At 63.6% G+C, this 22,341-nt stretch carries 22 protein-coding genes and 1 tRNA gene; 14 read left to right on the top strand and 9 right to left on the bottom strand.

Going from position 1 to position 22,341, the window contains the following annotated elements; genetic code table 11:
- The first annotated feature begins 78 nt into the window (after positions 1 to 78).
- The 5 genes from NFV80_RS04870 to NFV80_RS04850 all read left to right on the top strand — a co-directional run bounded on the left by NFV80_RS04870 (position 79) and on the right by NFV80_RS04850 (position 4,913).
- A complete protein-coding gene (locus NFV80_RS04870) occupies positions 79 to 1,557 on the top strand; it encodes a cobyric acid synthase (protein ID WP_295328437.1) in 1,479 nt (492 codons plus the stop codon).
- A 25-nt stretch (positions 1,558 to 1,582) separates the two neighbouring features.
- Positions 1,583 to 1,798 (top strand): type II toxin-antitoxin system HicA family toxin, encoded by a 216-nt coding sequence (locus NFV80_RS04865; RefSeq protein ID WP_295328438.1) that lies wholly within the window; start codon positions 1,583 to 1,585, stop codon positions 1,796 to 1,798.
- A gap of 78 nt (positions 1,799 to 1,876) precedes the next feature.
- On the top strand, positions 1,877 to 2,173 hold the full coding sequence (locus tag NFV80_RS04860) for a type II toxin-antitoxin system HicB family antitoxin (protein ID WP_295328440.1): 297 nt from the start codon (positions 1,877 to 1,879) through the stop codon (positions 2,171 to 2,173).
- A 647-nt stretch (positions 2,174 to 2,820) separates the two neighbouring features.
- Positions 2,821 to 4,176 (top strand): DUF1254 domain-containing protein, encoded by a 1,356-nt coding sequence (locus tag NFV80_RS04855; protein WP_295328477.1) that lies wholly within the window; start codon positions 2,821 to 2,823, stop codon positions 4,174 to 4,176.
- Between the two features lie 170 nt (positions 4,177 to 4,346).
- Positions 4,347 to 4,913, top strand: a complete 567-nt coding sequence (locus NFV80_RS04850; protein WP_295328441.1) for a hypothetical protein — start codon at positions 4,347 to 4,349, stop codon at positions 4,911 to 4,913.
- Between the two features lie 145 nt (positions 4,914 to 5,058).
- Here the strand turns inward: NFV80_RS04850 and cobU are convergent, their stop codons facing one another.
- Positions 5,059 to 5,604, bottom strand: a complete 546-nt coding sequence (cobU, locus tag NFV80_RS04845) for a bifunctional adenosylcobinamide kinase/adenosylcobinamide-phosphate guanylyltransferase (protein WP_295328443.1) — start codon at positions 5,602 to 5,604, stop codon at positions 5,059 to 5,061.
- A gap of 67 nt (positions 5,605 to 5,671) precedes the next feature.
- Between cobU and cobT the strand changes: the two genes are divergently transcribed.
- Positions 5,672 to 6,706: a nicotinate-nucleotide--dimethylbenzimidazole phosphoribosyltransferase gene (cobT, locus tag NFV80_RS04840; RefSeq protein ID WP_295328445.1), complete on the top strand. Its 1,035-nt coding sequence runs from the start codon at positions 5,672 to 5,674 to the stop codon at positions 6,704 to 6,706.
- A gap of 76 nt (positions 6,707 to 6,782) precedes the next feature.
- Here cobT and NFV80_RS04835 read toward each other — a convergent pair whose 3' ends face one another.
- The 5 genes from NFV80_RS04835 to NFV80_RS04815 form a co-directional block, all read right to left on the bottom strand.
- Entirely contained in the window at positions 6,783 to 8,030 is a 1,248-nt protein-coding gene (locus tag NFV80_RS04835) for a nucleoside transporter C-terminal domain-containing protein (RefSeq protein WP_295328447.1), read from the bottom strand.
- Positions 8,031 to 8,064: 34 nt separating this feature from the next.
- Entirely contained in the window at positions 8,065 to 8,445 is a 381-nt protein-coding gene (locus tag NFV80_RS04830; RefSeq protein ID WP_296758008.1) for a hypothetical protein, read from the bottom strand.
- Between the two features lie 338 nt (positions 8,446 to 8,783).
- Positions 8,784 to 9,380 carry a PEP-CTERM sorting domain-containing protein gene (locus NFV80_RS04825; protein ID WP_295328451.1) on the bottom strand — a complete coding sequence of 199 codons (597 nt, stop codon included), beginning with the start codon at positions 9,378 to 9,380 and terminating at the stop codon, positions 8,784 to 8,786.
- Positions 9,381 to 9,935: 555 nt separating this feature from the next.
- A complete protein-coding gene (locus NFV80_RS04820) occupies positions 9,936 to 10,676 on the bottom strand; it encodes a zf-TFIIB domain-containing protein (RefSeq protein ID WP_295328453.1) in 741 nt (246 codons plus the stop codon).
- Positions 10,677 to 10,746: 70 nt separating this feature from the next.
- Complete coding sequence (locus NFV80_RS04815) at positions 10,747 to 12,087, bottom strand: UDP-glucose/GDP-mannose dehydrogenase family protein (RefSeq protein ID WP_295328455.1); 1,341 nt, start codon at positions 12,085 to 12,087, stop codon at positions 10,747 to 10,749.
- 366 nt (positions 12,088 to 12,453) lie between these two features.
- Between NFV80_RS04815 and NFV80_RS04810 the strand changes: the two genes are divergently transcribed.
- From NFV80_RS04810 to NFV80_RS04785, 6 genes are read left to right on the top strand one after another with little or no spacing between them, the layout of a single operon-like run.
- Positions 12,454 to 12,825 (top strand): SMR family transporter, encoded by a 372-nt coding sequence (locus tag NFV80_RS04810; RefSeq protein ID WP_295328457.1) that lies wholly within the window; start codon positions 12,454 to 12,456, stop codon positions 12,823 to 12,825.
- Between the two features lie 5 nt (positions 12,826 to 12,830).
- Positions 12,831 to 13,964, top strand: coding sequence for a DegT/DnrJ/EryC1/StrS aminotransferase family protein (locus tag NFV80_RS04805; RefSeq protein ID WP_295328459.1), 1,134 nt, complete (start codon positions 12,831 to 12,833; stop codon positions 13,962 to 13,964).
- Positions 13,961 to 14,908 carry a glycosyltransferase gene (locus tag NFV80_RS04800; RefSeq protein WP_295328461.1) on the top strand — a complete coding sequence of 316 codons (948 nt, stop codon included), beginning with the start codon at positions 13,961 to 13,963 and terminating at the stop codon, positions 14,906 to 14,908. The genes NFV80_RS04805 and NFV80_RS04800 overlap by 4 nt, the downstream gene beginning before the upstream one ends.
- A complete protein-coding gene (locus tag NFV80_RS04795) occupies positions 14,905 to 15,837 on the top strand; it encodes a formyltransferase (protein ID WP_295328463.1) in 933 nt (310 codons plus the stop codon). Before NFV80_RS04800 ends, NFV80_RS04795 begins: the two co-directional genes overlap by 4 nt.
- A gap of 28 nt (positions 15,838 to 15,865) precedes the next feature.
- Positions 15,866 to 16,906 (top strand): bifunctional UDP-4-keto-pentose/UDP-xylose synthase, encoded by a 1,041-nt coding sequence (locus NFV80_RS04790; RefSeq protein ID WP_295328465.1) that lies wholly within the window; start codon positions 15,866 to 15,868, stop codon positions 16,904 to 16,906.
- Positions 16,907 to 17,821: a polysaccharide deacetylase family protein gene (locus NFV80_RS04785; protein ID WP_295328468.1), complete on the top strand. Its 915-nt coding sequence runs from the start codon at positions 16,907 to 16,909 to the stop codon at positions 17,819 to 17,821.
- 76 nt (positions 17,822 to 17,897) lie between these two features.
- Here the strand turns inward: NFV80_RS04785 and NFV80_RS04780 are convergent, their stop codons facing one another.
- Together NFV80_RS04780 and NFV80_RS04775 are read right to left on the bottom strand one after the other, a co-directional pair.
- A complete protein-coding gene (locus NFV80_RS04780) occupies positions 17,898 to 18,452 on the bottom strand; it encodes a cache domain-containing protein (RefSeq protein ID WP_295328469.1) in 555 nt (184 codons plus the stop codon).
- Positions 18,453 to 18,545: 93 nt separating this feature from the next.
- Complete coding sequence (locus tag NFV80_RS04775) at positions 18,546 to 19,109, bottom strand: acetate uptake transporter (RefSeq protein ID WP_295328471.1); 564 nt, start codon at positions 19,107 to 19,109, stop codon at positions 18,546 to 18,548.
- Positions 19,110 to 19,333: 224 nt separating this feature from the next.
- Here NFV80_RS04775 and NFV80_RS04770 point away from each other — a divergent pair, with 224 nt between their 5' ends.
- Positions 19,334 to 21,331, top strand: a complete 1,998-nt coding sequence (locus tag NFV80_RS04770) for a UvrD-helicase domain-containing protein (protein WP_295328473.1) — start codon at positions 19,334 to 19,336, stop codon at positions 21,329 to 21,331.
- 129 nt (positions 21,332 to 21,460) lie between these two features.
- On the opposite strand, the gene NFV80_RS04765 is transcribed toward NFV80_RS04770, so the two are convergent.
- Positions 21,461 to 21,907 carry a c-type cytochrome gene (locus tag NFV80_RS04765; protein WP_295328475.1) on the bottom strand — a complete coding sequence of 149 codons (447 nt, stop codon included), beginning with the start codon at positions 21,905 to 21,907 and terminating at the stop codon, positions 21,461 to 21,463.
- A gap of 142 nt (positions 21,908 to 22,049) precedes the next feature.
- Here NFV80_RS04765 and NFV80_RS04760 point away from each other — a divergent pair.
- Positions 22,050 to 22,126: transfer RNA gene (locus NFV80_RS04760), tRNA-Arg, on the top strand.
- The last annotated feature ends 215 nt before the right edge of the window (positions 22,127 to 22,341 follow it).

The following is a 22,341-nucleotide window of genomic DNA, read 5'->3' as shown; positions in this document are numbered from 1 at the left end:
ATCGGCGACGGCGGGCAGGTGCGGGGAAACACAGGATCGGCATGCGACAATCGAGGGCGACAAAAGTTGGATTCTACGATGAACGGAGCTCCCACCCCCAGCCTGATGGTACAGGGCTGCACCTCGGATGCCGGCAAGAGCATGCTGGTCACCGCCCTCTGCCGCATCCTGCGTCGCCGCGGCGTGCGCGTCGCGCCGTTCAAGCCACAGAACATGGCGCTCAATTCGGCGGTCACCGTCGACGGCGGCGAGATCGGCCGCGCGCAGGCACTGCAGGCACTCGCTGCCGGCCTGCCGGCACACTCCGATTTCAATCCGGTGCTGCTGAAACCGGCAACCGACCAGCGCGCGCAGGTGATCATTCACGGCAAGGCGCTGCGCGACCTCGACGCGTGCGACTACCATGCCTACAAACCGCGCGCCATGCACGCCGTGCTGGAATCGTGGCGGCGCCTAGGCGCCCAGTACGAATGCCTGCTCGTCGAAGGCGCCGGCAGCCCGGCCGAGATCAACCTGCGCGACCGCGACATCGCCAACATGGGCTTCGCCGAGGCGGTCGATTGCCCGGTGATCCTGATCGCCGACATCGATCGCGGCGGCGTCTTCGCGCATTTCTGCGGCACGCTCGACCTGCTGTCCCCTGCCGAGCAGGCGCGCGTCAAGGGATTCGTGATCAACCGTTTTCGTGGTGACATCGGTCTGCTGGAAAGCGGCCTGCGCTGGCTCGAGCAGCGGACCGGCAAGCCGGTGCTCGGAGTGCTGCCCTACCTGCACGGCCTCTATCTCGACGCAGAGGACGCGCTACCGCGCGAGGCGGCGAGCCGGCCGGCGGCCGGGCTGCGCGTCGCCGCGCCGGTCTATCCCCGGATTTCGAATCACAATGACCTCGACCCGCTGCGTTTCCACCCCGAAGTCGATTTCCGCTTCGTCGGACCGAACGAGGAGCCGCCAGCGTGCGATCTGATCGTGCTGCCGGGTTCGAAGGCGGTACAGGCCGACCTCGCCTGGCTGCGCGCGCAGGGCTGGGAAGCGGCGATCGCCCGCCATCTGCGCTACAGTGGCAAGCTGATCGGCATCTGCGGCGGCCTGCAGATGCTCGGTCGTCAACTGCACGATCCACTCGGGCTCGAAGGACCGGCCGGCAGCATGCCGGGGCTCGGCTGGCTGGATTACGAAACGAGCCTGTCCACCGAGAAGACGCTGCAGAACGTCAGCGGCCCGCTGCAGCTCCCGGGAGCCGCGATGCTGCAGGGTTACCGCATCCACATGGGCGTCACCCGCGGTGCCGCCCTGAACCGGCCGGCGGCGATCCTCGCCGGGCAGCCCGATGGCGCGCTGTCGGACGACGGGCAGATTCTCGCGACCTATTGCCACGGTCTGTTCGACTCCCCACCGGCGCTGGCGGCGCTGCTCGCCTGGGCCGGACATCGGCCGAATCAGGATTTCGACCCGCTCCGGCGCCGCGAGCACGACATCGACCGACTCGCCGACGCGGTCGAACGGCATCTCGATCTGCGCCGGCTCGCCGAGTGGCTGCCGGCGCAGGCGATGCGGTAGTCGCGGCGCGGTGCCGGGCGCACGGATGGTCGAGCCGTGGCCAGCGGGATGCGACGCAAGGGTGAACTTGGCGCGTGCCGGGCGATCGCATCATCCCTTCGAGCATCCGTCCAGGCCGGGATTGGTCACGGTCAAACACCCTGACAGCGACCTCCTCGCCGGTACACTGCAAAGCGTTCTCGAACAGGCGGGATGGAAGCAGGAGGCTGGCGCGCTTTCCTTTGCTCCTGCATACGAATGATGGCGTACATTTCGGCGTCACGGTCCTCGACCCGTCGGCGGATGCCTCCCGGCCGGCGACACATTTGACGACGCGCTGTTGTCCGTAAAGGAAGCCATCGATCTGCACCTGGAGGGAGTCGTCGAAGACGGCGTAGAGCTTCCTGTGCGGCGCGCCATCGGCGAACACCTGGCAAATCCGGATTTTGCGAAGGGGGTGTGGGCGACGGTGGACGTGAACCTTGCCCGCTTCGACGTCTCCGCCGAGAAGGTCAATATCACCCTTCCCCGCCGCCTGCTGGCGAAAATCGACGGCTACGCCAAAACTCACGGCGAGACACGCTCGGGAATCCCGGGTGATGCCGCCCGCCTGGCGATGCAGCGGGAAAATGCCTGAGCGCAGGCGCGCTGCACGGCCAATCCAGACGAATCCCCCGTCCTTCCGACGCAAGCCGAAATCCAGCGGGACCTTGCAGTGCTTCGCCGCGCCCGGCCCAACGAGCAAGACCTTTGCCCGTCTTCCAGACCCGGAAAAATGTGGCGCTGTTGCCTGACAGCGCTGCCGTCCGCCAGATCGCGCGCATGAAATTGCTCGGCCAGCCAAGCGCTCTCGGTGACGAGTGACGGGCAGTTCAGGCCACTCCGGGCACCTGCCTGACCCTGCCCTGCTCGACGGGATGCGCGAGGACCGGCAGACAAGGAACGACCACTTCACCACCAATCATCCAGTTGCCCTACAATGCCGTCCGCCCCGCTCGCTTGCCAAGCGGCACAGCCGGACGATATTCCGGCGTTCGTGGTTATCGAGCAATCGCTGCGGACGGGCGCGAATCGCTCCCCTTGGCCGGCCGATCAGGATCGGCCGAGTCCAGGGTTCGGATATCAAACGGAAGGAGTTGCGAAGTGAAACGATTGAATCATCTGTTGATTCTGCCAGTCGTCCTGCTCAGCCTGGGTCTCGCGGGCTGCGGCAAGCAGGTCGATAGCGCGGCCGAAAAGGCGGCAGCCGAAGCCAAGGAAAAGGCCATCGCCGAGGCGAAGGCGCTGGAAGCGGCGGTCAGGGAGAAGGAGGCACAGGAAACCGCGATCGACGCGTATATCTATGCCTATCCGCTCGTGACAATGGAAATGACCCGAAGGGTAATGACCAACGTGGCCGAGCCGGAAGGGACCCGTGCCCCGATGGGCCAGTTCGTGCGTGCGCGTAGCTATCCGAACGCGTCGTTCCGGGACGTGACGGCGCCCAATGCCGACACGCTGTACACAATCACCTGGCTGGACGTTTCCAAGGAACCGTGGATTCTCAGCATTCCGGACATGAAAGGCCGCTACTTCCTGTTCCCGATGCTGGACGGGTGGACCAACGTCTTCCAGGTACCCGGCAAGCGCACGACCGGGACCGGGGCGCAAAAATACGCCATCACCGGCCCCGGCTGGTCGGGCACCCTGCCCGAGGGGGTCACCGAGTACAAGTCGCCGACGAACATGGTCTGGGTTCTCGGGCGCATCTACAGCACCGGCACGCCGCAGGATTACAAGGCGGTACATGCGCTGCAGGACCAGGTTTCGGTAGTGCCGCTCTCGGCCTATGGCCAAAGCTACACGCCGGCACCCGGCAAGGTGGATCCGTCGATCGACATGAAGACGCCGGTGCGCGACCAGGTCAATGCGCTTGACGGCCAGGCGTTCTTCAAGCTTTTCGCCGAGTTGTTGAAGGCGAACCCACCGAGCGCGGAAGATGCGCCGCTTGTGGAGAAGCTCGCGAAGATCGGCATCGTTCCCGGACAGGACTTCGATTCGTCGAAGCTCGACCCGGCGGTGGCCAAGGGGATTGCCGCGGCACCCCAGCCGGCGCAGGAGAAGATCTCCGTCTGGATGAAGGAAGGGATCGTCGCTGGCGACTTCAAGGTGGAGAACGGCTGGGCCTACACGACGAAGGCGGGTGTCTATGGCACCGAGTATCGCCAGCGTGCGGCGATCACCTGGTACGGGCTGGGGGCAAACCGTCCGCAGGACGCGATCTATCCGATCTCGGAGGGGCCTGATCTCCTCAAGAAATACAGCGGCGAGCACAAGTACGTCATGCATTTGAACAAAGGCGAAATGCCGCCGGTGAATGGCTTCTGGTCACTCACCATGTACGACGCCCAGTTCTTCTTCGTCGACAATCCGCTCAACCGCTACACCCTGAGCCAGCGCAACAAGTTCAAGACCAATGCGGATGGCTCCATCGACCTCTACATACAGCACGAATCCCCCGGGAAGAACAAGGAAGCGAACTGGCTGCCGGCGCCCGAGGGCGAGTTCGTGCTCACTCTGCGATTGTACTGGCCGAAGGAGACGGCGCCGTCCCTCATCGACGGAAGCTGGAAGATTCCGGAAGTGAAGGAAGTCGACTAGTCGCCAGCACTGCATAATCCAGCCGCCGACCTCAGGCGAAGCGGCTGGAACATGCCCGCCAGCGGACGCGGAGTAAGTGTGCGAATAAGGAATGCCGATGAACAGCAATTGGCAGCAAGACGAGCTGTTCCGGCGTCCGCACGTGCCGGGAACCAATCACGAGGAAAGCCATGAAAAACGGGATCAACCAGCACGCCAGCCTCAAGGAGAGGGCCATCGCGGAACTCAAGGCGTACTGGATCATCGTCCTTTACCTCTTCCTGTTTCTCGGTGCGCTCACCACCTATCGCCGCCTGATCCTTGCCGAGTTCGGCGTCGTCTATGTCCACTACGGGGTCGCCCTCTTCGAAGCGCTCGTCATTGCCAAGGTCATTCTCATTGGCAGGGCGTTCGGTTTCAGCCGACGGTTCGAGGATCGAGCATTGATCATCCCGGTTCTGTTCAAGTCGGTGCTGTTCGGCGCGCTCGTCTTTCTGTTCGGCATCGTCGAGCATCTCGTCGAGGGCTGGTTCCACAAGGAAAGCCTTGCCGCCATCTTCGAGAAGATCGTCGCGATCGGGGCCTACGAACTCGCCGCCCGGGTGCTGATCCTGATCGTCGCCTTCGTCCCCTTCTTCTCGTTCTGGGAGTTGGGACGCGTCATCGGGCTGCGACGGCTGGCGGCGCTGTACTTTTCCCGGCCGAACGCCACCTCCGATCCCTTGGCGGGCGCCGGGGAAGCCGAAGCAAATCACTAAGGCGCAGGCTGACGGCCCGCTGACGGCCGACTCGCCGATCGCTCGCGTCGCCAATCGCAAGCCGGACGAGCAGGCGGTCGGCATACGGGACGCCCGGGACGCCGGAGAGTGCGCAGCCGGATTCCCGCAGCCGGGACAGCGATCGCTACTTCAACGCGAGCGACAGACCGGCGACGACCAGCGTCACCCGCTCACACACCGCCGCCACCCGCTGGTTCAGACGCCCCTGCTCGTCGGCGAACAGCCGTGACAGCGCAGCCATCGGCACGATGCCGCACCCCACTTCATTCGACACGAGAACGATCTGCCCCGGAAGCTGCGGCAGCAGGTCGATCAGTTCCTGCGTCGCTTCCTCAAGCCGCTGGCAATGCACGGCTTCGCCGGCTTCGGCCTGCTGCGCCGCGTCGCCGGTAAACAGCAGATTCGACAGCCACAGCGTCAGGCAATCGACCAACAGAAAGACGTCGGGCGCCGCTTGCCGACGCAGCGCGGTGGGCAATTCAAGCGGCTCGACGACCAGCCCCCAGTCCGGGCAGCGTCGGGCGCGGTGGTGTTCGATGCGCCGCGACATCTCGGCGTCGAGCGCCAGCGCGGTCGCCACGTACACGACTCGCAGGCCGCTCTCAGCGGCGCGGCGCTCGGCCAGCCGACTCTTGCCCGAACGGGCGCCACCCAGGATCAGTTCTCGCATGCGGCGCAGCTTAGCACGGCGGGACGATGCGTATAATCGGCGACTCTCGTCCCGTTCTGCTCATCGCATGCATTTTTCCATTTCGCCCACCTCGCCCGTCCCCGGCCTGCAGGCCCGCATCGACGGCAAGACCAAGCCACCCGGTTCGCTCGGCCAACTCGAACGCTTGGCGTTGCAGATCGGTCAGATCCAGCAGTCGCTGACGCCGCGCCTCGACCACCCGCATCTGCTGGTCTTCGCCGGTGACCACGGCGCGGCGCGCGCCGGCGTTTCCGCGTACCCGCAGGAAGTGACCTGGCAGATGGTCGAGAACTTTCTCGCCGGCGGCGCGGCGATCAATGTCTTTGCCCGCCACAATGGGCTGCGGCTGCGCGTGATCGACGCCGGCGTCGCCCACGACTTTGGCAGTCGCGACGGACTGATCGATGCCAAGATCGCCTTTGGCACGCGCAACTACCTCGAACAGGCGGCGATGAGCGCCGCCGAGCGCGATGCGGCGCTGACCCGTGGCGCGGATCTGGTCCGGCGGCTCGCCGAGGACGGCTGCCGCGTGATCGGCTTTGGCGAGATGGGAATCGGCAACACCGCCGCGGCTTCGCTGCTCACCCATCACCTCACCGGAACGCCTCTCGCCGACTGTGTCGGACGCGGCACCGGACTGGACGACACGGGACTGGCGCGCAAACGGGCACTGCTCGCGAAAGCCGTTGCGCGCGCGGCCCTACCTGCGGACGCCGACGCCCTCGTCGCACTCGCCGAGTTCGGCGGTTTCGAGATCGCGATGCTCTGTGCCGCGCTGCTCGCCGGCGCCGAGCGTCGAATGGTGCTGCTGATCGACGGCTTCATCGTCACCTCGGCGCTGCTCGTCGCCGCCCGCATCGCACCGGCGATCACCGACTATTGCGTGTTCTGCCACCGCTCGGCCGAACCCGGCCATCTCGCGCAACTGCGCGCGCTGCAGGCGAGACCACTGCTCGACCTCGATCTCCGCCTCGGCGAGGGCACCGGCGCCGCGCTCGCCTGGCCACTGGTCCGCGCCGCCGTCGCGTTCCTGGACGAAATGGCCAGTTTCGAATCCGCCGGAGTCAGCGGGCAGGCCTGAATGGCGACCCGCCGCGGCAGCAGCAGCAAAGCGCCGCACGCGGAATCCCGACGTACGGTGGGGACGTGCAGCTTGCTCACAGCCACATCGCGACCATGCTGCCGCAGGAAAGAGTCGCCAGGGTGCCCGAAATCAGCGTCAAGGGACCCAGTTCGACGAGTTCCGAGCGACGCTGCGGCGCGATCGCGCACATGCCACCGAGCAGGATTCCGAGGCTGCCGAGATTGGCGAAGCCGCACAGGGCGTAGGTCATGATGATCCGGCTGCGCGGCGCAAGTGCCGCCGGCGGAAGCTGCGCCATGTCGAGGTAGGCCAGCAGTTCGTTGAGCACCGTCTTCGTTCCCAGCAGGGCGCCGGCAACGGCGCATTCGCCCCAGGGAACGCCAGCCATCCAGGCTACCGGCGCCATCAGCCAGCCGAGCAGACGCTGCAGCGACAGCGGCGCGCCGTCGACGCCCGGCAGCAAGCCGAGCGCCTGATTGGCGAGACTGACCAGCGCCACCAGTACGATCAGCATGGCGACGATGTTGATCAGCAGGCTCACTCCCTCGCCGGTCCCGCGAGTGACCGCCTCCATGCTGCTGCTGTCGGTGCGTGGCAGGTCGAGGTGGCGCCCGGTTGGCGGCCCCGCCGGCGGCTCCATGATCACGGCAAAAACGATCGCCGCCGGCGCGCTGATGAACGACGCAGCGAGGATGTGACCCAGCGCGTCCGGGACGACCGGGCCGAGAATGCTGGCGTAGAGGGCCATGACCGTACCGGCGACGCCGGCCATGCCGCCGGTGAGAATGATGAACATCTCGCCACGATCGACGCTGGCCAGGTACGGGCGGATCAGCAATGGCGCTTCGATCATCCCGACGAAGACGTTGGCCGCGGTGGACATGCCGACCGCACCGCCGACCCCGAGCGTTCTTTCAAGCAGCAGCGAAAAGCCCTGCACGAGCAGCGGCAGCACTCGCCAGTGATAGAGCAGGGCCGACAGCGCGCTCATCACCAGGACCACCGGCAAGGCCTGAAACGCCAGGACGAAGCTGGCTCCGGGAGCGTTTTCGGCGTAGGGCAGCGAGGCTCCGCCAAGGAAACCGAAAACGAGTTTGGTTCCTTCGCGGGTCGCCACGGCGATCGCCAGCAAGGCGTCGTTGCACGCCGCGAAGATCTCGCGAACGCCCGGCAGGCGGAAGATCAGCAGCGCCAGCATCCATTGCAGCGCGATGCCGGCGAGCACCGTCCGCCAGGGGATGGCGCTGCGTCGCGAGGAGACCGTCCAGGCCAGGACGAGCAACAGGAAATAGCCGACTACTGCCTGCAGCAGCGGGTTCATCCTGCCCGCCGCAAGGGCACGAGCCGCCGTGCGATCACTGGCGATCGACCGGCTTGCCGGTCTGCGCGAACTCCGCCCGGATTTGGCTCGCGCCACGGTAACGCGGCTGGATCTGCGCTTCCGGCGTCGGCGGCACGTCGCGCGGCGTCGCCAGCCTGGTCAGCGCCGCCGGCTGATCGGAAGTGACGCGCTGGCCGTAGTTGCGCTCGTAGCGATCGAGGAAGCGCCTGAACTGTTCGTAGTCCGGACAGCCCAGCGGACCCAGACAATGACTCAACGAGTCGTAAAGAATCGACGGCGGCGGCACCGTCCACCCGAACGGTGCCGGCCCCAGTGGCAACTCGCCGACGACGAAACCACCTGCAGCGGCATCGACCGCCAGTGAAGCGAACAGGACGGCAAGCAGGGTACGCATGCGGCAAGTGTAGCACCTGCGGGCAGGTCGCCGGCGGCACCGTGACCACACCGGCACCGTTATCCCGACGCCCCAAGTTTGACGCAGGAACGGCCAAGTGCCTGTCTATACGCAACTCACCGCAACTCGCTGGCCGTGAATCAGCATTACGCGCATCTACCGGCGGGCACGCGCAGACCGAGAGTCTCGAACAGCTCCTCCGGTCGGCCGACTATGGCATCGCGTCCTTGGCCTTGAGGACTGACTCCAATGCCCTCGCATTCGGGTTTGCCGACAGCACTTGTCCGAAAGCAAAACGGGCCCCGCCGACACGGGGCCGGATGCCATACGGCAGAGCCTCAGACAGCACGCCGCTTGCGTTGCTGATAACCCAAACCGGCCAGGCTGAGCCCCACCAGCGCCAGGGAAAGCGGCTCAGGCACATTGCCAGAAGTGGTCGTAATGTCGTTGAAGGCTGCCCAGTACTCATTGGCGCCGAAATTGGACGCGGCCACTGCGTCGGAAAGGGTCATAGCGAAGGTGCCGCTGACCACGATCGAAATGTCGGAATTCGAGGGCAACGCCTGATTGAAAGACGCGTACAGTTCGTTCGACGCCACGGTCTGGAGGAGGAAATAGGTCTGGCCGGCAGTCAAGGCCCAGTTGACGTTCTCCACGTCGGGGGTCACGCTGGCCGGGGTATTGACCGAGTGGAGGATGTTGCCGACGCTGTCTGTCAGAATGACCGTGTCGGCCTGACCCTGATTGGCATAACTAAAACTGGTCAGAATTGAGTTGGTCACGGCGCTGAACTCGATACCGGTGTAAACCCAGCCGGAGCCAGCAAGAGTTAGAGCCGGGCCATTGATCACGGCCGCGCCGGCGGAGCCGGCAACACCGGCGAAAGCGAGCCCCAGGGCAAGAGAGATCGACCGGAGGGAGGGAGTGCGAATCATTGAAAAATCCTTTCGAAAAGTGGATGTGATGAACGGTGTTTGCGGAACCGATAGGCCATCGGCTGATAGCCCCCCATCAACATAAGCACACTTTATGCCATGACTCGCAACTGATTGAAATGTTATATATATCGCCGGGTGGGTGCAGCCAGACAGCTCACACTGTAAAAAATTGCGACAATCTGCTCGCACCAGCTTTTTCCGCTTCCTCCGAGAGTCGTCCATCCTCACGAATGCACGTATTCGTGAGGCTCTGCGGCAGTTTGCGCGGCCACTCACCAGACATCGAGGCTTCGCCGGTTTGTCGTCCTTGCCTTGTTGTTCGGCCAGGAATGGATCGAAAAAATTGATTCTTGTCGCGGTCACAGAGTACGTCATTACCGCGCAGGGGGACTGGAGACCCGTCCGATCATGGATTGGGATTCGCGCCCGCGCAGGCACGAGCAAGTCGGCGTCAAACTCCTGGGACCATGCCACGGACGGCGGCCAGAGCCGCGACTACGGCCCGCCCTCGATGCGAATCACGACCACTTAACCGCCGCGCGACTCGACCATCTACCTTTTCAGCAGATGCAGCACGCTCTCGATTCCTCCGAGCACGAGGTCGCCGAGGTCGGCGTCGAGCAGGCCCTTGCGCTCTTCCCGCTTCGCCAGCGATCGGGCACGCTCGTTGGCAATCAGCGCATCGGCGACGGCATTCGGGTCGATGTGTTGCTGACTGCTCGCCTTGCGGCCGAAGTCGTCGAGTGCGGCCTGCACGGCGCCGTGGTCGAGAATGACGATCGGCGAGCGGCAATGACCGCAGACGCTGTCCCGACGGATGTCGACCGGAGCGCCGCAACCAGCGCAACGGATGGTCTGCACCTTGCGCGCCAGTTCCTCGACTTCGCTGCCGTTGAGTTGGCGAACGAAGCCCTTTTCGATCATGAACGCGGCGAAGGCGCTGAAACGCCCGTGCCTTTGTGGACAGCGGCTGTAGGCAAAACGCCCGGCACGCGTGCTGTCGAGGCAGGCGAGCAGTGTCTCGCGGCAACGCGGGCAGCGCAGGACGCCGGGCCAGGGCTGGCGGAGGTCGGCATGGTGCTCGTGGAGCAGGCCGAACAGATCGAGGACACCGGCCGGCGCCAGTTGCGCGCTCTCGTATTCGTCAAACCAGATGCCCTGGCAGGGGAAACAGATGTCGAGCGTCACCAGGCCGTTCAGTTGGCGCTCAAAGCGGTGAATCGCCATCGGCGCCTGGCAGCTCGGGCAGCAAGCTGCACTGCTTGCGGGCACGGGCGACGGGCGGTCGATCATGGCGGCGAGGAGGATAGCGTCGGCGCTGGTCGGGTGTCGGCGGGCGGCGAGCTACCGGCAGTCGTCCGAATCAGCCGGCGGCCCCTGCCTTGCGCCCGATCGGATAATAGGCAAAGCCCATTTCCTGAAGCGCGACGGGATCGTACAGATTGCGGCCGTCGAAAATGACGGGGTTTCTCAACTTGGCCTTGATCACCTCGAAGTCCGGGCTGCGGAACACACTCCACTCGGTGACGATGACCAGCGCATCGGCGCCCTGCAGTGCTTGCGCGGGACGCTCGCAGAAGCGCAGGTCGGAACGATCGCCGTACAGGCGACGGGCTTCGGGCATCGCCGCTGGATCGTAGGCCTGGACGCTGGCGCCGGCTGCCCAGAGTGCTTCCATCAGGACCCGACTGGGAGCTTCACGCATGTCGTCCGTCTTGGGCTTGAACGCCAGCCCCCACAGCGCGAAACAGCGGCCCCGCAGATCGCCGCCGAAGTGCTTGTGAATCTTGTCGAAGAGGACCTGTTTCTGCCGCTGATTGACCGCTTCGACGGCCAGCAGCAGTTCGGGCTGATAGCCGCTGGCCTGCGCGGCGCGCACCAGGGCATTGACGTCCTTCGGGAAACACGACCCGCCATAGCCGCAACCGGCATAAATGAACTGGTAGCCGATACGCGGGTCGGCACCGATGCCGACGCGAATCTGTTCGATGTCGGCGCCAAGACGCTCGGCGAGATTGGCGAGTTCGTTCATCACGCTGATGCGGCTCGCCAGCATGGCGTTGGCGGCATACTTGGTCAATTCCGCCGAGCGCACGTCCATCACCACCAGGCATTCGTGATCGCGGTTGAATGGCGCGTACAGACGCCGCAGGGTTTCGAGCGCACGCGACGGCGGATCGACGCCGAGGACGATGCGGTCCGGCCGCATGAAGTCCTCGACCGCAGCCCCCTCCTTGAGGAACTCGGGGTTGGAGACGACCTCGAACGGCATGTCGACAGCCCGCTCACGCAACGCTGCGCGGATCGCTTCGCGCACCTTGTCGGCGGTGCCTGCCGGAACCGTCGACTTGTTCACCACGATGCGGAACTGATCCATGTGTCGGCCGATCTGGCGGGCGACGTCGAGCACGTGCTGCAGGTCGGCAGAACCATCCTCATCGGGGGGCGTGCCGACGGCGATGAACTGCAGCAGACCGTGCGCCACTCCCTCCGCAGGATCGTTGGTGAAAGTCAGGCGGCCATTGGCGCTGAGTCGTTGGAAGAGATCTTCGAGGCCCGGCTCGTAGATGGGTATCTCTCCCTTCTGCAGGCGCTCCACCTTTTGGCGATCGACATCGACGCAGAGCACGTCGTTGCCTACTTCGGCAAGGCAGGTTCCGGTTACCAGACCGACGTAGCCTGAACCAAAAATGGTCACTTTCATCGCAAGTCCATCACTTCGTTGGCAGATTGTACCCGAAGACGGGCCTGTACGGTGCGCGCCACCGTTGCACATTTGGGCCGCCTTGGGTACTATCGCTCCCTTTCGCGGGCCCTTGGATCTTCGCCTCGACAAATCGCATCACTCTGGCAGAGCGAGCACGCGTGCCCTCCCGCGCGCTGCCACCAGCGCTGCCGTGCGCGCCACGGTAAGAGTCGCCAGCGCGCCTGACGGCGAAGCGGGGTTGGTTGCAAGCCACGTTGGTGTCCCGGTTGGCGTGCGGCACGAGCTCCCTATCTCCCATGATCAGGCCATCCCACCTCTTCCCAACCGATTTCGGAATTTCCAGTTCATGGCGGTGACCTGGTCATGAAGGCAGGAGAATTCGCGTTGATCCTGTGTGGCGTCCTATTGAACGCCTTCGCGCAACTGCTGCTGAAGGCAGGGGTGCGGCAGATCGGGCATTTCGATTTTTCGCTCGGCAACGCCTGGCCGGTGGCCAGTGCCATGGCCATGAACCTGCCGATTCTGGGTGGATTGTCGTGCTACGTGGTGAGCGTCGTCGTCTGGATCCTGGCCTTGTCGCGCGTCGAAGTCAGTATCGCCTACCCGATGCTGTCGATCGGCTACGTGGTCAATGCCGGGCTCGCTTGGCTGCTCTTCGACGAAGCCGTCGGACTCCAGAGACTGACCGGAATCGCCGTGATCATTGTTGGTGTCGTAATCGTTTCACGAAGCTGAAGCCGATGGAGTTCCTGCCTTTCACGCGACCGGACATCGATGACGAAACCATCGCCGCGGTCGCCGACGTCCTTCGTTCCGGTTGGCTGACCACCGGCCCGAAGTGCCGCGAACTCGAGGCGGCACTGTCACTGCGCGCGGGAGGGCGGCCCGTGCGCCTGGCCAACTCGGCGACTGCCGCCCTCGAGATGGCGCTGCGAATCGCTGGCATTCAGTCCGGCGACGAAGTGATCACCACCTCGCTGAGCTGGGTGGCAACCTCCAACGTGATTCTGGCCGTCGGCGCCACACCCGTCTTTGTCGATATCGACCCGACAACCCGGCTGATCGATCTCGACCTGGTCGATGCCGTCGTGACCCCGCGCACACGTGCCATCGTTCCGGTCGACCTGGCCGGCTTTCCGGTCGATCGCGACCGACTGTACGAACTCGCGGGGCGACATCGCTTGCGCGTGATCGAGGATGCCGCGCAGTCTCAGGGAGCTCGCTGGCGTGGCCGGGAGTTGGGTTCCTTTGGTGATCTGGTAGCGTTCAGCTTTCATCCGAACAAGAACATGACCACCGGCGAAGGCGGCTGCCTGGTGATGAACTCGGAGGAGGAAGCCGGTCAGTTCGAAAAGCTGCGATTGCAGGGGGTTACCCGCTTCGCCGACGGCACCTACGATTGCGATCTGCTGGGCGGCAAGGCGAATCTGACGGATATTGCAGCCGCCATCGGTCTCGGGCAGCTCAGGCGACTCGACCAGTTCAACGAGCGACGGCGCGAGTTGGCCCGCCAGTACTTTGTGCGTCTCGCCGGGCTGCCGCTGGAATTGCCGCCATCGGATTTCGAGCATGGCAACTGGCACATGTTTCAGGTCCTCCTGCCTGCCAAACTCGCCGAGCAACGGGGAGAACTGATCCGAATGATGCGCGAGCGCGGTATCGCCCTTGGCGTACACTACCCGGCAATTCATCGGACGTCCCTGTACGCCCGGCAGATGTCGACGCTTCCGCATCTGCCGCACACCGAATCGGTCGCCGCGCGCATATTGACCCTGCCACTGTTTCCTGCGATGCACGATTCCGACATCGAACGCGTGACCGCGACGCTGACCAAGGTGCTGGGATGCCTGCTCTCCGGGAAATTTGATCGATGAGCCTTCCGCAAGTGACGGTAGTCATTCCGGTATACAACGAGGAGGCTTCGCTGGGCGCATTGTTTGCGCGCCTCTATCCTGCGCTGGACGCCTTGAGCGGCAGTTACGAAGTCATCTTCATCAATGATGGCAGCCGCGACAAATCGGCGGCCATTCTCGCCGAGCAATATCATGTACGGCCGGACGTCACCCGGGTGATCCTGTTCAACGGAAACTTTGGCCAGCACCGCGCAATCCTCGCGGGATTTGCGCATGCGCGTGGCGAGCACATCGTCACTCTCGACGCCGACTTGCAGAATCCTCCCGAGGACATCCATCTCCTTCTCGAACAGATGGAGAATGGGTACGACTATGTCGGCTCGATCCGCCGCAGTCGCCATGACAGTTGGTGGCGTCACCTGGCCAGCCGCAGCATGAACCGGGTGCGCGAGCGCATCACCCATATCCACATGACCGACCAGGGCTGCATGATGCGCGCGTACAGCCGGCGTATCGTGGACACCATCAATCAGTGCAACGAAATGCACACCTTCATCCCTGCCCTGGCGTATTCGTTTGCCCAGAATCCGACGGAAGTGGTGATCGGCCACGAAGAACGCCATGCCGGCGAGTCGAAGTACTCGCTCTACACCCTGATCCGCCTGAACTTCGATCTGATGACCGGATTTTCGGTGGTACCCCTGCAGTTGTTCTCGATGCTGGGGATTCTCGTTTCGCTTGGCTCGGGTCTGCTGGTCGCCTACCTGCTGGCGCGCCGGTTGATCATCGGTCCGGAAGAAGGTGGGCTGTTCACCCTCTTCGCGATCACCTTCTTCCTGCTCGGCATCGCGCTGTTCGGGGTCGGCATCCTGGGCGAGTATATCGGGCGAATCTACCACGAGGTGCGCGAACGTCCCCGCTACCTGATCGCCGGGATACTGGAGGCAGAGGACGGGCAGCAATGAGCAGCGCCGTCGTCTTTGCCTACCACAATGTCGGGGTGCGCTGCCTGCGCGCCCTGCTCGCCGGAGGGGTCGACGTGCGCTTGGTGGTGACGCACGAGGATGACCCGGGCGAACGGATCTGGTTCTCGTCCGTGCGCCAGCTTTGTGCCGAAAACGATATTCCGTGCATTGCTCCGGACAACGCGAATACGCCCGAGATAGAAGCGCGCGTCGCAGCACTCGATGCCGATTTCCTGTTCAGCTTCTATTACCGCCACATGCTGAAATCGCCCCTGCTGCAATGCGTGCGGCGCGGTGCCTACAACATGCATGGTTCGCTGCTGCCGCGGTATCGCGGACGCGCTCCGGTCAATTGGGCCGTCCTGCACGGCGAACGCGAAACCGGAGCGACGCTGCATCAGATGACGGTGAAGCCCGACAACGGCCCGATCGTAGACCAGTTTGCCGTCCCCATCCTGCCCGACGATACGGCGCAGGAGGTATTTCAAAAGGTCACCGTCGCGGCCGAGTTGTGCCTGACCCGAACCTTGCCGAAGCTGATCGAGGGCAGCGCCGAACACCGCACGCAGGACTTGACACAAGGCGCCTACTTCGGCGGCCGGCGGGCCGAAGACGGGCGGATCGATTGGCAGCAGAACGCACGCCAGATCCACAATCTGGTACGCGCCGTCAGCCGGCCGTATCCGGGCGCCTTCAGCGATTTCCCGGCGGGCCGGCTGGTCTTGTGGCGAACCCGGGTGATCGACGACCAAGGACTGCGAGAAGGCAGCGGCATGCTGGCCAATGACGGCGACTGCATCGAGATACACCCGCGCGGCGGTGGCATTCTGCGCGTACTGGAAGGCGATTTCTGCGGGCTGCCGCTGCACGCCGGCGTCCCGGCACAAGCGCCCGGTTCGCAACCGCTGCCGGCCCCGACTCCCGATTGATCCACACCCTTTCCGGCGGATAGCACGCATGAAAAAAGTACTTATTCTCGGTGTCAATGGCTTCATCGGCCACCACCTGAGCAAACGCATCCTGGAAACGACCGACTGGGAAGTTTTCGGCATGGACAGGTCCGCGAGCAGGATTGGCGGATTCCTCGCGCACCCGCGATTCCATTTTTTCGAGGGTGATCTCACCATCCATCGGGAGTGGACCGAGTATCACGTCAAGAAATGCGACGTCGTGCTGCCGCTGGTCGCGATTGCCACGCCGGCAACCTATGTGCAATCGCCGCTCAGCGTCTTCGAACTCGATTTCGAAGCCAACCTGCCGATCATCAGGTGGTGCGTCAAGTACCGGAAACACGTCGTCTTCCCATCGACGTCCGAAGTCTATGGAATGTGCCGGGACAGTGAATTCGACCCGGAAAAATCCGAACTGATTTATGGCCCGATCGGCAAGCCGCGCTGGATTTATGCCTGCTCGAAGCAGTTGCTGGATCGCGTGATTGCTGCCTACGGCCAACAGGAGGGGCTCACCTATACCCTGTTCCGTCCGTTCAACTGGATCGGTGGCGGCCTGGATTCGATCCATACGACGCAGGAAGGATCCAGCCGCGTCATTTCCCAGTTCATCGGACACATCCTGCGTGGCGAAACGATCAAGCTGGTAGACGGAGGCCACCAGAAGCGCGCCTTCACCTACGTCGATGACGGAATTGCAGCCTTGATGAAGATCATCGCAAACAAGGATGGACGGGCCAACGGTCAGATATTCAATATCGGGAACCCGCACAACAACCACTCGGTACGCGAACTGGCGACGATGCTGCTGGGAATGGCGAAGAACTATCCGGAATACGCCGCAGGCCTGGCCAGGGTACAGGTGGTCGAGACCAGTTCCGGAGAGTACTACGGCGCTGGCTATCAGGATGTGCAGAACCGGGTGCCGAAAATCGAGAATACCCGACGCATTCTCGAATGGTCTCCGCTGGTCGGCATGGAAGAAGCGCTCAGGGGAATCTTCGACTATTACCATCAGGAACTCGTGAACCACGATCCTGCCGCCTGAGTGACGCAAGAGCTGCTCGCCCTCAAGATCGATGTCGACACCTGGCGCGGCACCCGCGAGGGGGTGCCGCGCCTGCTCGACATCCTGCGTCGGCACGACGCTCGCGCCACCTTCCTTTTCAGCCTGGGGCCCGACCACACCGGCCGGGCGATCCGGCGGGTATTCCGCAAGGGATTCCTGCGCAAGGTGTCGCGCACCTCGGTCGTCGAGCATTATGGCTTGCGCACGCTGCTCTACGGTACGCTGTTGCCCGGCCCGGACATCGGACGTCGGGAGGCCGCCCTGATGCGATCGGTGCGTGACCGCGGGCACGAGGTAGGGATTCATTGCTGGGATCACATCCGCTGGCAGGACAACGTCGCGACACAAACGGTTGATTGGACGCGGCGCGAGATGCTGCGGGCGGCGGACCGCTTCCGCGAGGTGTTCGGAATCCCGGCGCTGACGCACGGCGCCGCAGGCTGGCAGATGAACGCCGCCGCCTTTGCCTGCGAGCAGGATCTTGGCTTCCTCTATGCCTCGGACGTGCGCGGCTTTCGTCCCTTTCGGCCGGTCGACGAAGACGGCAAGGCATGCGGCGTGCCGCAGTTGCCGACCACCCTGCCGACGCTGGATGAACTGATCGGCGTCGATGACCTGACCGCCGACAACGTCGATCGACACCTGCTCGCACAGACGGAGGCAGGCGGTTGCCCACACGTTTACACGCTGCACGCGGAACTCGAAGGGATGCGACTCGCCGAAACGTTCGATCGGCTTCTTCGCGGGTGGCGTCGACAGGACTTCCGTCTGGCGACCTGTCGCGAACTGTTCGACTCGCTCGATCCGGCAAACCTGCCACGGCACCGCGTGATCAGCGGAGAACTGGCAGGACGCAGCGGCACCTTGGCGTTGCAGGGCGCGGCGATCGACTGAACCGGCTGCGTATCTACCGGCCCCGAAAGTAAAAACCCCGGCCACTGGCCGGGGTTTCGGGAGTGTTGCTGCGCGACTACAGGGCGGGATACTTCGCCGGATCGGACATCTTTTCGAGTACCTTGTTCAGCTCCGGCATGGTGATGTTTTCGTCGTAGATGCCGGCGCTCACCTGAATCCCGGCGGCAAACGAGACGTCGGCGGCCAAGGCGTAGGAAACCTTCCGTGACAGGCGCCCCGCCCCAGGCTTGGGCCAACTATATTCCACCCAACCGCCACGCGGCTCGCTGCCGGCCTTGCAAAGTTCCTTGAAGATGTACTTGCCCGAGTTGTCGGTGACCTGCAGGATCGGCTTGCCGACCAGATCCGGGCGCAGCGGGTGCGCAATCATCCGGTCCTTGCGGCAATCGTAAACGAACACGTAGCTGTCCTTCCAGACCCACTTGCTGTCCTTCTGATTGAAATCCGAATAGGCCGACGAGCCCTTGTCATGCAGAAAGCGGGCGGCGGCGCGCACCTTGGTGATCGCCTCCTCGGCATTCGCGACTTCGGATTCTGCCGGCGCCGCGGCGCGCGCCGCTCCGCAGGCAAGCACCAGTCCGAGCAATCCAGCCATTCTTACAAATTTCATAGCATGCTTCTCCTCTTGCTTCTGTTGAGAGGTATTGGGAACACCAGCCCTGGCTGACGCCTATCGTTGTCCAGCGGCTGCCGACAACAAGCCTCAGGCGATCCAGGGCTTGCCCACCGGGAGCACGTCCCGGCCAAACAAATCGGCATAGATGAGATGGGCCATGATGTACCACGCCATCGCTGCGGTCACCATCAGCTCATACCCGGCGACCACCGTCAGGTCCGGATAACCGAAATGTGCCAGATCGAGCAGGACGAAGCCGACCAGCAACAGGGTGAAGGTCAGTGCCAAGGCGCTGCTCACCCGCATCGAACCAATCCACAGGATCACCGTAAACATCGTCCACGCCACCAGGAACCAACCGACATCGGTCTTGCTGGAAGTGTAGATGTTGTAATGGTTGCCCAGCAGTAGTAGCACCAGAGCGATCCAGAAACAACCGTAGCCGGTGAAGGCGCAGTAACCAAAGTTGTTTCCGGACTTCATTTCCTGCAGCCCGGCGATCATCTGCGCCAGTCCACCAAAGATCAGGCCCAGCCAGACGACCGGGCCCAAACCCATCCATCCCACATTGTGAAACTGCAACACCATTGTGGTCAGGCCAAAGCCGGCGAGACCTACAACAGCCGGATTGCCCAGCTTCTGTTCTGCCATAAAAATCCCCTTTTTATTCACTACGAATGCCGCGGAATGAACCCCGGACGCCCAATTTAACAAGCCGTCCCGGTCATCGGGGGACGCTGCTCATACCCACCGCCGAGACGACCGGCGGGATTCTACCTGCATGGTCGGGGCGTGGCAAACCCCTGCCAGCAGCAATTCGGTTCGCCCCGTCGCGGCATGCTAGAATCCCATGCTTTTTTCCCCTCCCCGGCGCAATGTCGGCACATTCCCGCCCGAATCTCCCACAACGCGAAGCGATCCGCTACCTCGACGGACCGCTGCTGGTGCTGGCCGGCGCAGGCTCGGGCAAGACGCGCGTGATCACCGAGAAGATCGCCCATCTGATCGAAGCCTGCGGTCTCAGTCCAGGCAACATCGCAGCGATCACCTTTACCAACAAGGCTGCGCGCGAGATGCAGGAAAGGGTGAGCAGGCTGCTCGCCGGCAAATCGACTCGCGGCCTGACGATCTCGACCTTTCACTCGCTGGGCGTACGCATCCTGCGCGAGGAGGTCGACGCGCTCGGCTACCGGCCGAACTTCTCGATCCTCGATGCGACCGATTGCTTCGCTATCGTTTCGGAGCTTGCCGGCAGCGCCGACAAGGCAACCATCCGCCGGCTGCAGGCGCTGATCTCCCAATGGAAAAGCAGTCTCGTTTCGCCCGACGAAGCACGAGGGATTGCGCGCGGCGAATACGAGGTGCTGGCAGCGGAGGTTTTCGCCAACTACGCCGCCACTCTTCGCGCCTACCAGGCTGTCGATTTTGATGATCTGATCGTACTCCCGGTGGCGCTTTTCGAGAAACAGCCGGCGCTGCGCGACAAGTGGCAGAATCGCCTGCGCTATCTGCTGATCGACGAGTACCAGGACACCAACGTCAGTCAATACCGCTTGCTTCACCTGCTTGCCGGGCCGCGCGCGGCGTTTACGGCAGTCGGCGACGACGATCAGGCAATCTACGGCTGGCGCGGTGCGGACGTCGCCAACCTGCGCGGCCTGCCGCGCGACTATCCGAATCTCAAGATCATCAAGCTCGAACAGAACTACCGCTCGACGGTCCGCATTCTCAAGGCGGCCAACGCACTGATCGCGCACAACGAGAAGCTGTTCGACAAGAAACTGTGGTCGGACCTGGGGCATGGCGAACCGATCACCGTGCGTTGCTGCGCTGATCAGGAAAAAGAGGCGGAGGCGGTGGTGATGAAGCTGCAGGCGCACCGCTTCGAACACCGTGGCGCGTTCCGCGATTACGCGATCCTTTATCGCGGAAATTTCCAGGCGCGAGCGATCGAGCGTTTTCTGCGCGACCAGCGCGTTCCCTACCTGCTCTCGGGCGGACAGTCCTTCTTCGAGAAAACGGAGATCAAGGACATTACCTCCTATCTGCGACTGCTCACCAACCCCGAGGACGACCCTGCGTTCCTGCGCGCCGTCGGCGCACCGAGACGCGGCGTCGGCAGCAGCACCTTGCGGGCACTGGGCGCCTACGCTGGCGAGCGGCACCGCTCGCTCTTCGCTGCAGCCGGTGAACAGGGCTTCGCGCAGCGAGTGCAGGCCGGCCAGTTGTCTCCCCTGCGCGAATTTTGCGAGTTCATCGAGTGTCTGCGCCAGCGCGCCTGCCGCGAACCGGCAGCGCAGGTGCTCTCCGCCCTGCTCGACGCGATTTCCTACGAGGCATGGCTTCTCGCGCAGGACGAGATGCGTGTGGCGCGAAGCAAATGGGCAAACGTCCGGGAGTTCTGCGACTGGCTGGGCAGGAAGGGAGACGAAGAACGGAAGACGCTGTTCGAACTGACTCAGAGCATTGCCCTGATCGGCATGATCGACCAGCAGGACACCGAGATCGACGCCGTCCGGCTGTCGACGCTGCACGCGGCCAAGGGTCTCGAGTTCAGACACGTATTTCTGATTGGCGTCGAGGAAGGCGTTCTGCCACATCGCGAGGCCGCCGCCGAAAACCGCATCGAGGAGGAGCGACGCCTGCTCTACGTGGGAATCACGCGGGCGCAGCGATCACTGCATCTGAGCTACGCGGAAAAGCGCAAACAGGGTCGCGAAGTCATCCCGTGTCAGGCATCGCGTTTCATCGCCGAAATGGGCCGCGAAAATCTTCGCTTCGCCAACGAAAACAGCACGACCGTGCCCGACAGGGCGGCCAGTGCGGAGCGTCTTTCTGCACTCCGCGCGATGCTTGCTGGCCAAACCCGCTGAATCCGGCGGCCGATCATCGACGAGACCGGGTGCCTACCCTCGACATGCCAGGGGCGAAACCCGACGCTAAGCCTGGAACCCGCCTTCCGGCAAACACCCAGTCCAACCAGATCTACCGGGCAACCAGCCCTACTTGGCGAGACCGACCAGATACTCGACTGCGGCCTTGATCTCGGCATCGCTCAGGTCGGGATTGCCGCCCTTGGCCGGCATCGCGTTCTTGCCGTTGATCGCGCTCTTGACCAGCGCAGCCGTTCCGGTAGCAATGCGCGGCGCCCATGCCGCCTTGTCGCCCGCTTTCGGTGCCCCGGCTGCGCCGGAAGCGTGACAGGCCGAGCACACCGAATTATAGACGGTGGCCCCGTCCTGCGGCTTGCCATCGCTCTTGACAGGTGCCGCTTTCGCCAGTTCAAGTTTGGCGACCGGTTGAATGCGTCCCTCCACATCGTCGCTGCCGCCTGTCTGGCTGCCACCCTTCCCGATCATGGAAAGCGGCCAGATGACGGCGACCAGCACGAGGGCGACGAGGATGGTGACGATCAGGATCGACCGTGAAGAGTTCTGTTGCTGAGCCATGCCAAATCCTTAATGGGGTGCGGGTTAGATGGCGCATTGTAGCGCCGTTTCGCCTTCCCCAGAAGTGCCCGAGCGATCTCGGAGGAGGGATTCCGGAGCAGTGGACTCCCTCGGGCAAACCGGTTAAGCTTCTGCCCCTCACGCGCCCGTAGCTCAGTTGGATAGAGTACTGCCCTCCGAAGGCAGGGGTCGGACGTTCGAATCGTCTCGGGCGTGCCAGTTCAGCTTGCCGAATCGCCGGCGAGTTCAGATGCTGCCCGGGCAGATCGCCCGCTTCGAAAGCCGCTACTTTCGCCGCGGCATTTTTTCCGACGGATTGCCGCGACGCGTGTCCGACTGCAGGGGCGCTCGCGCAGCCCCCTTACACGGGGAACAGCCGCAATCCTCGCAACTTAGCATATCGTCATTCTACTTAGAGGCGTGAGCCAGATGCG

The sequence above is a fragment of the Accumulibacter sp. genome, assembly GCF_023806565.1.
GTDB lineage: Bacteria > Pseudomonadota > Gammaproteobacteria > Burkholderiales > Rhodocyclaceae > Accumulibacter.
The sequence above is the reverse complement of the archived record's forward strand: the minus strand, read 5'-3'. Positions and strand labels throughout refer to the sequence as shown.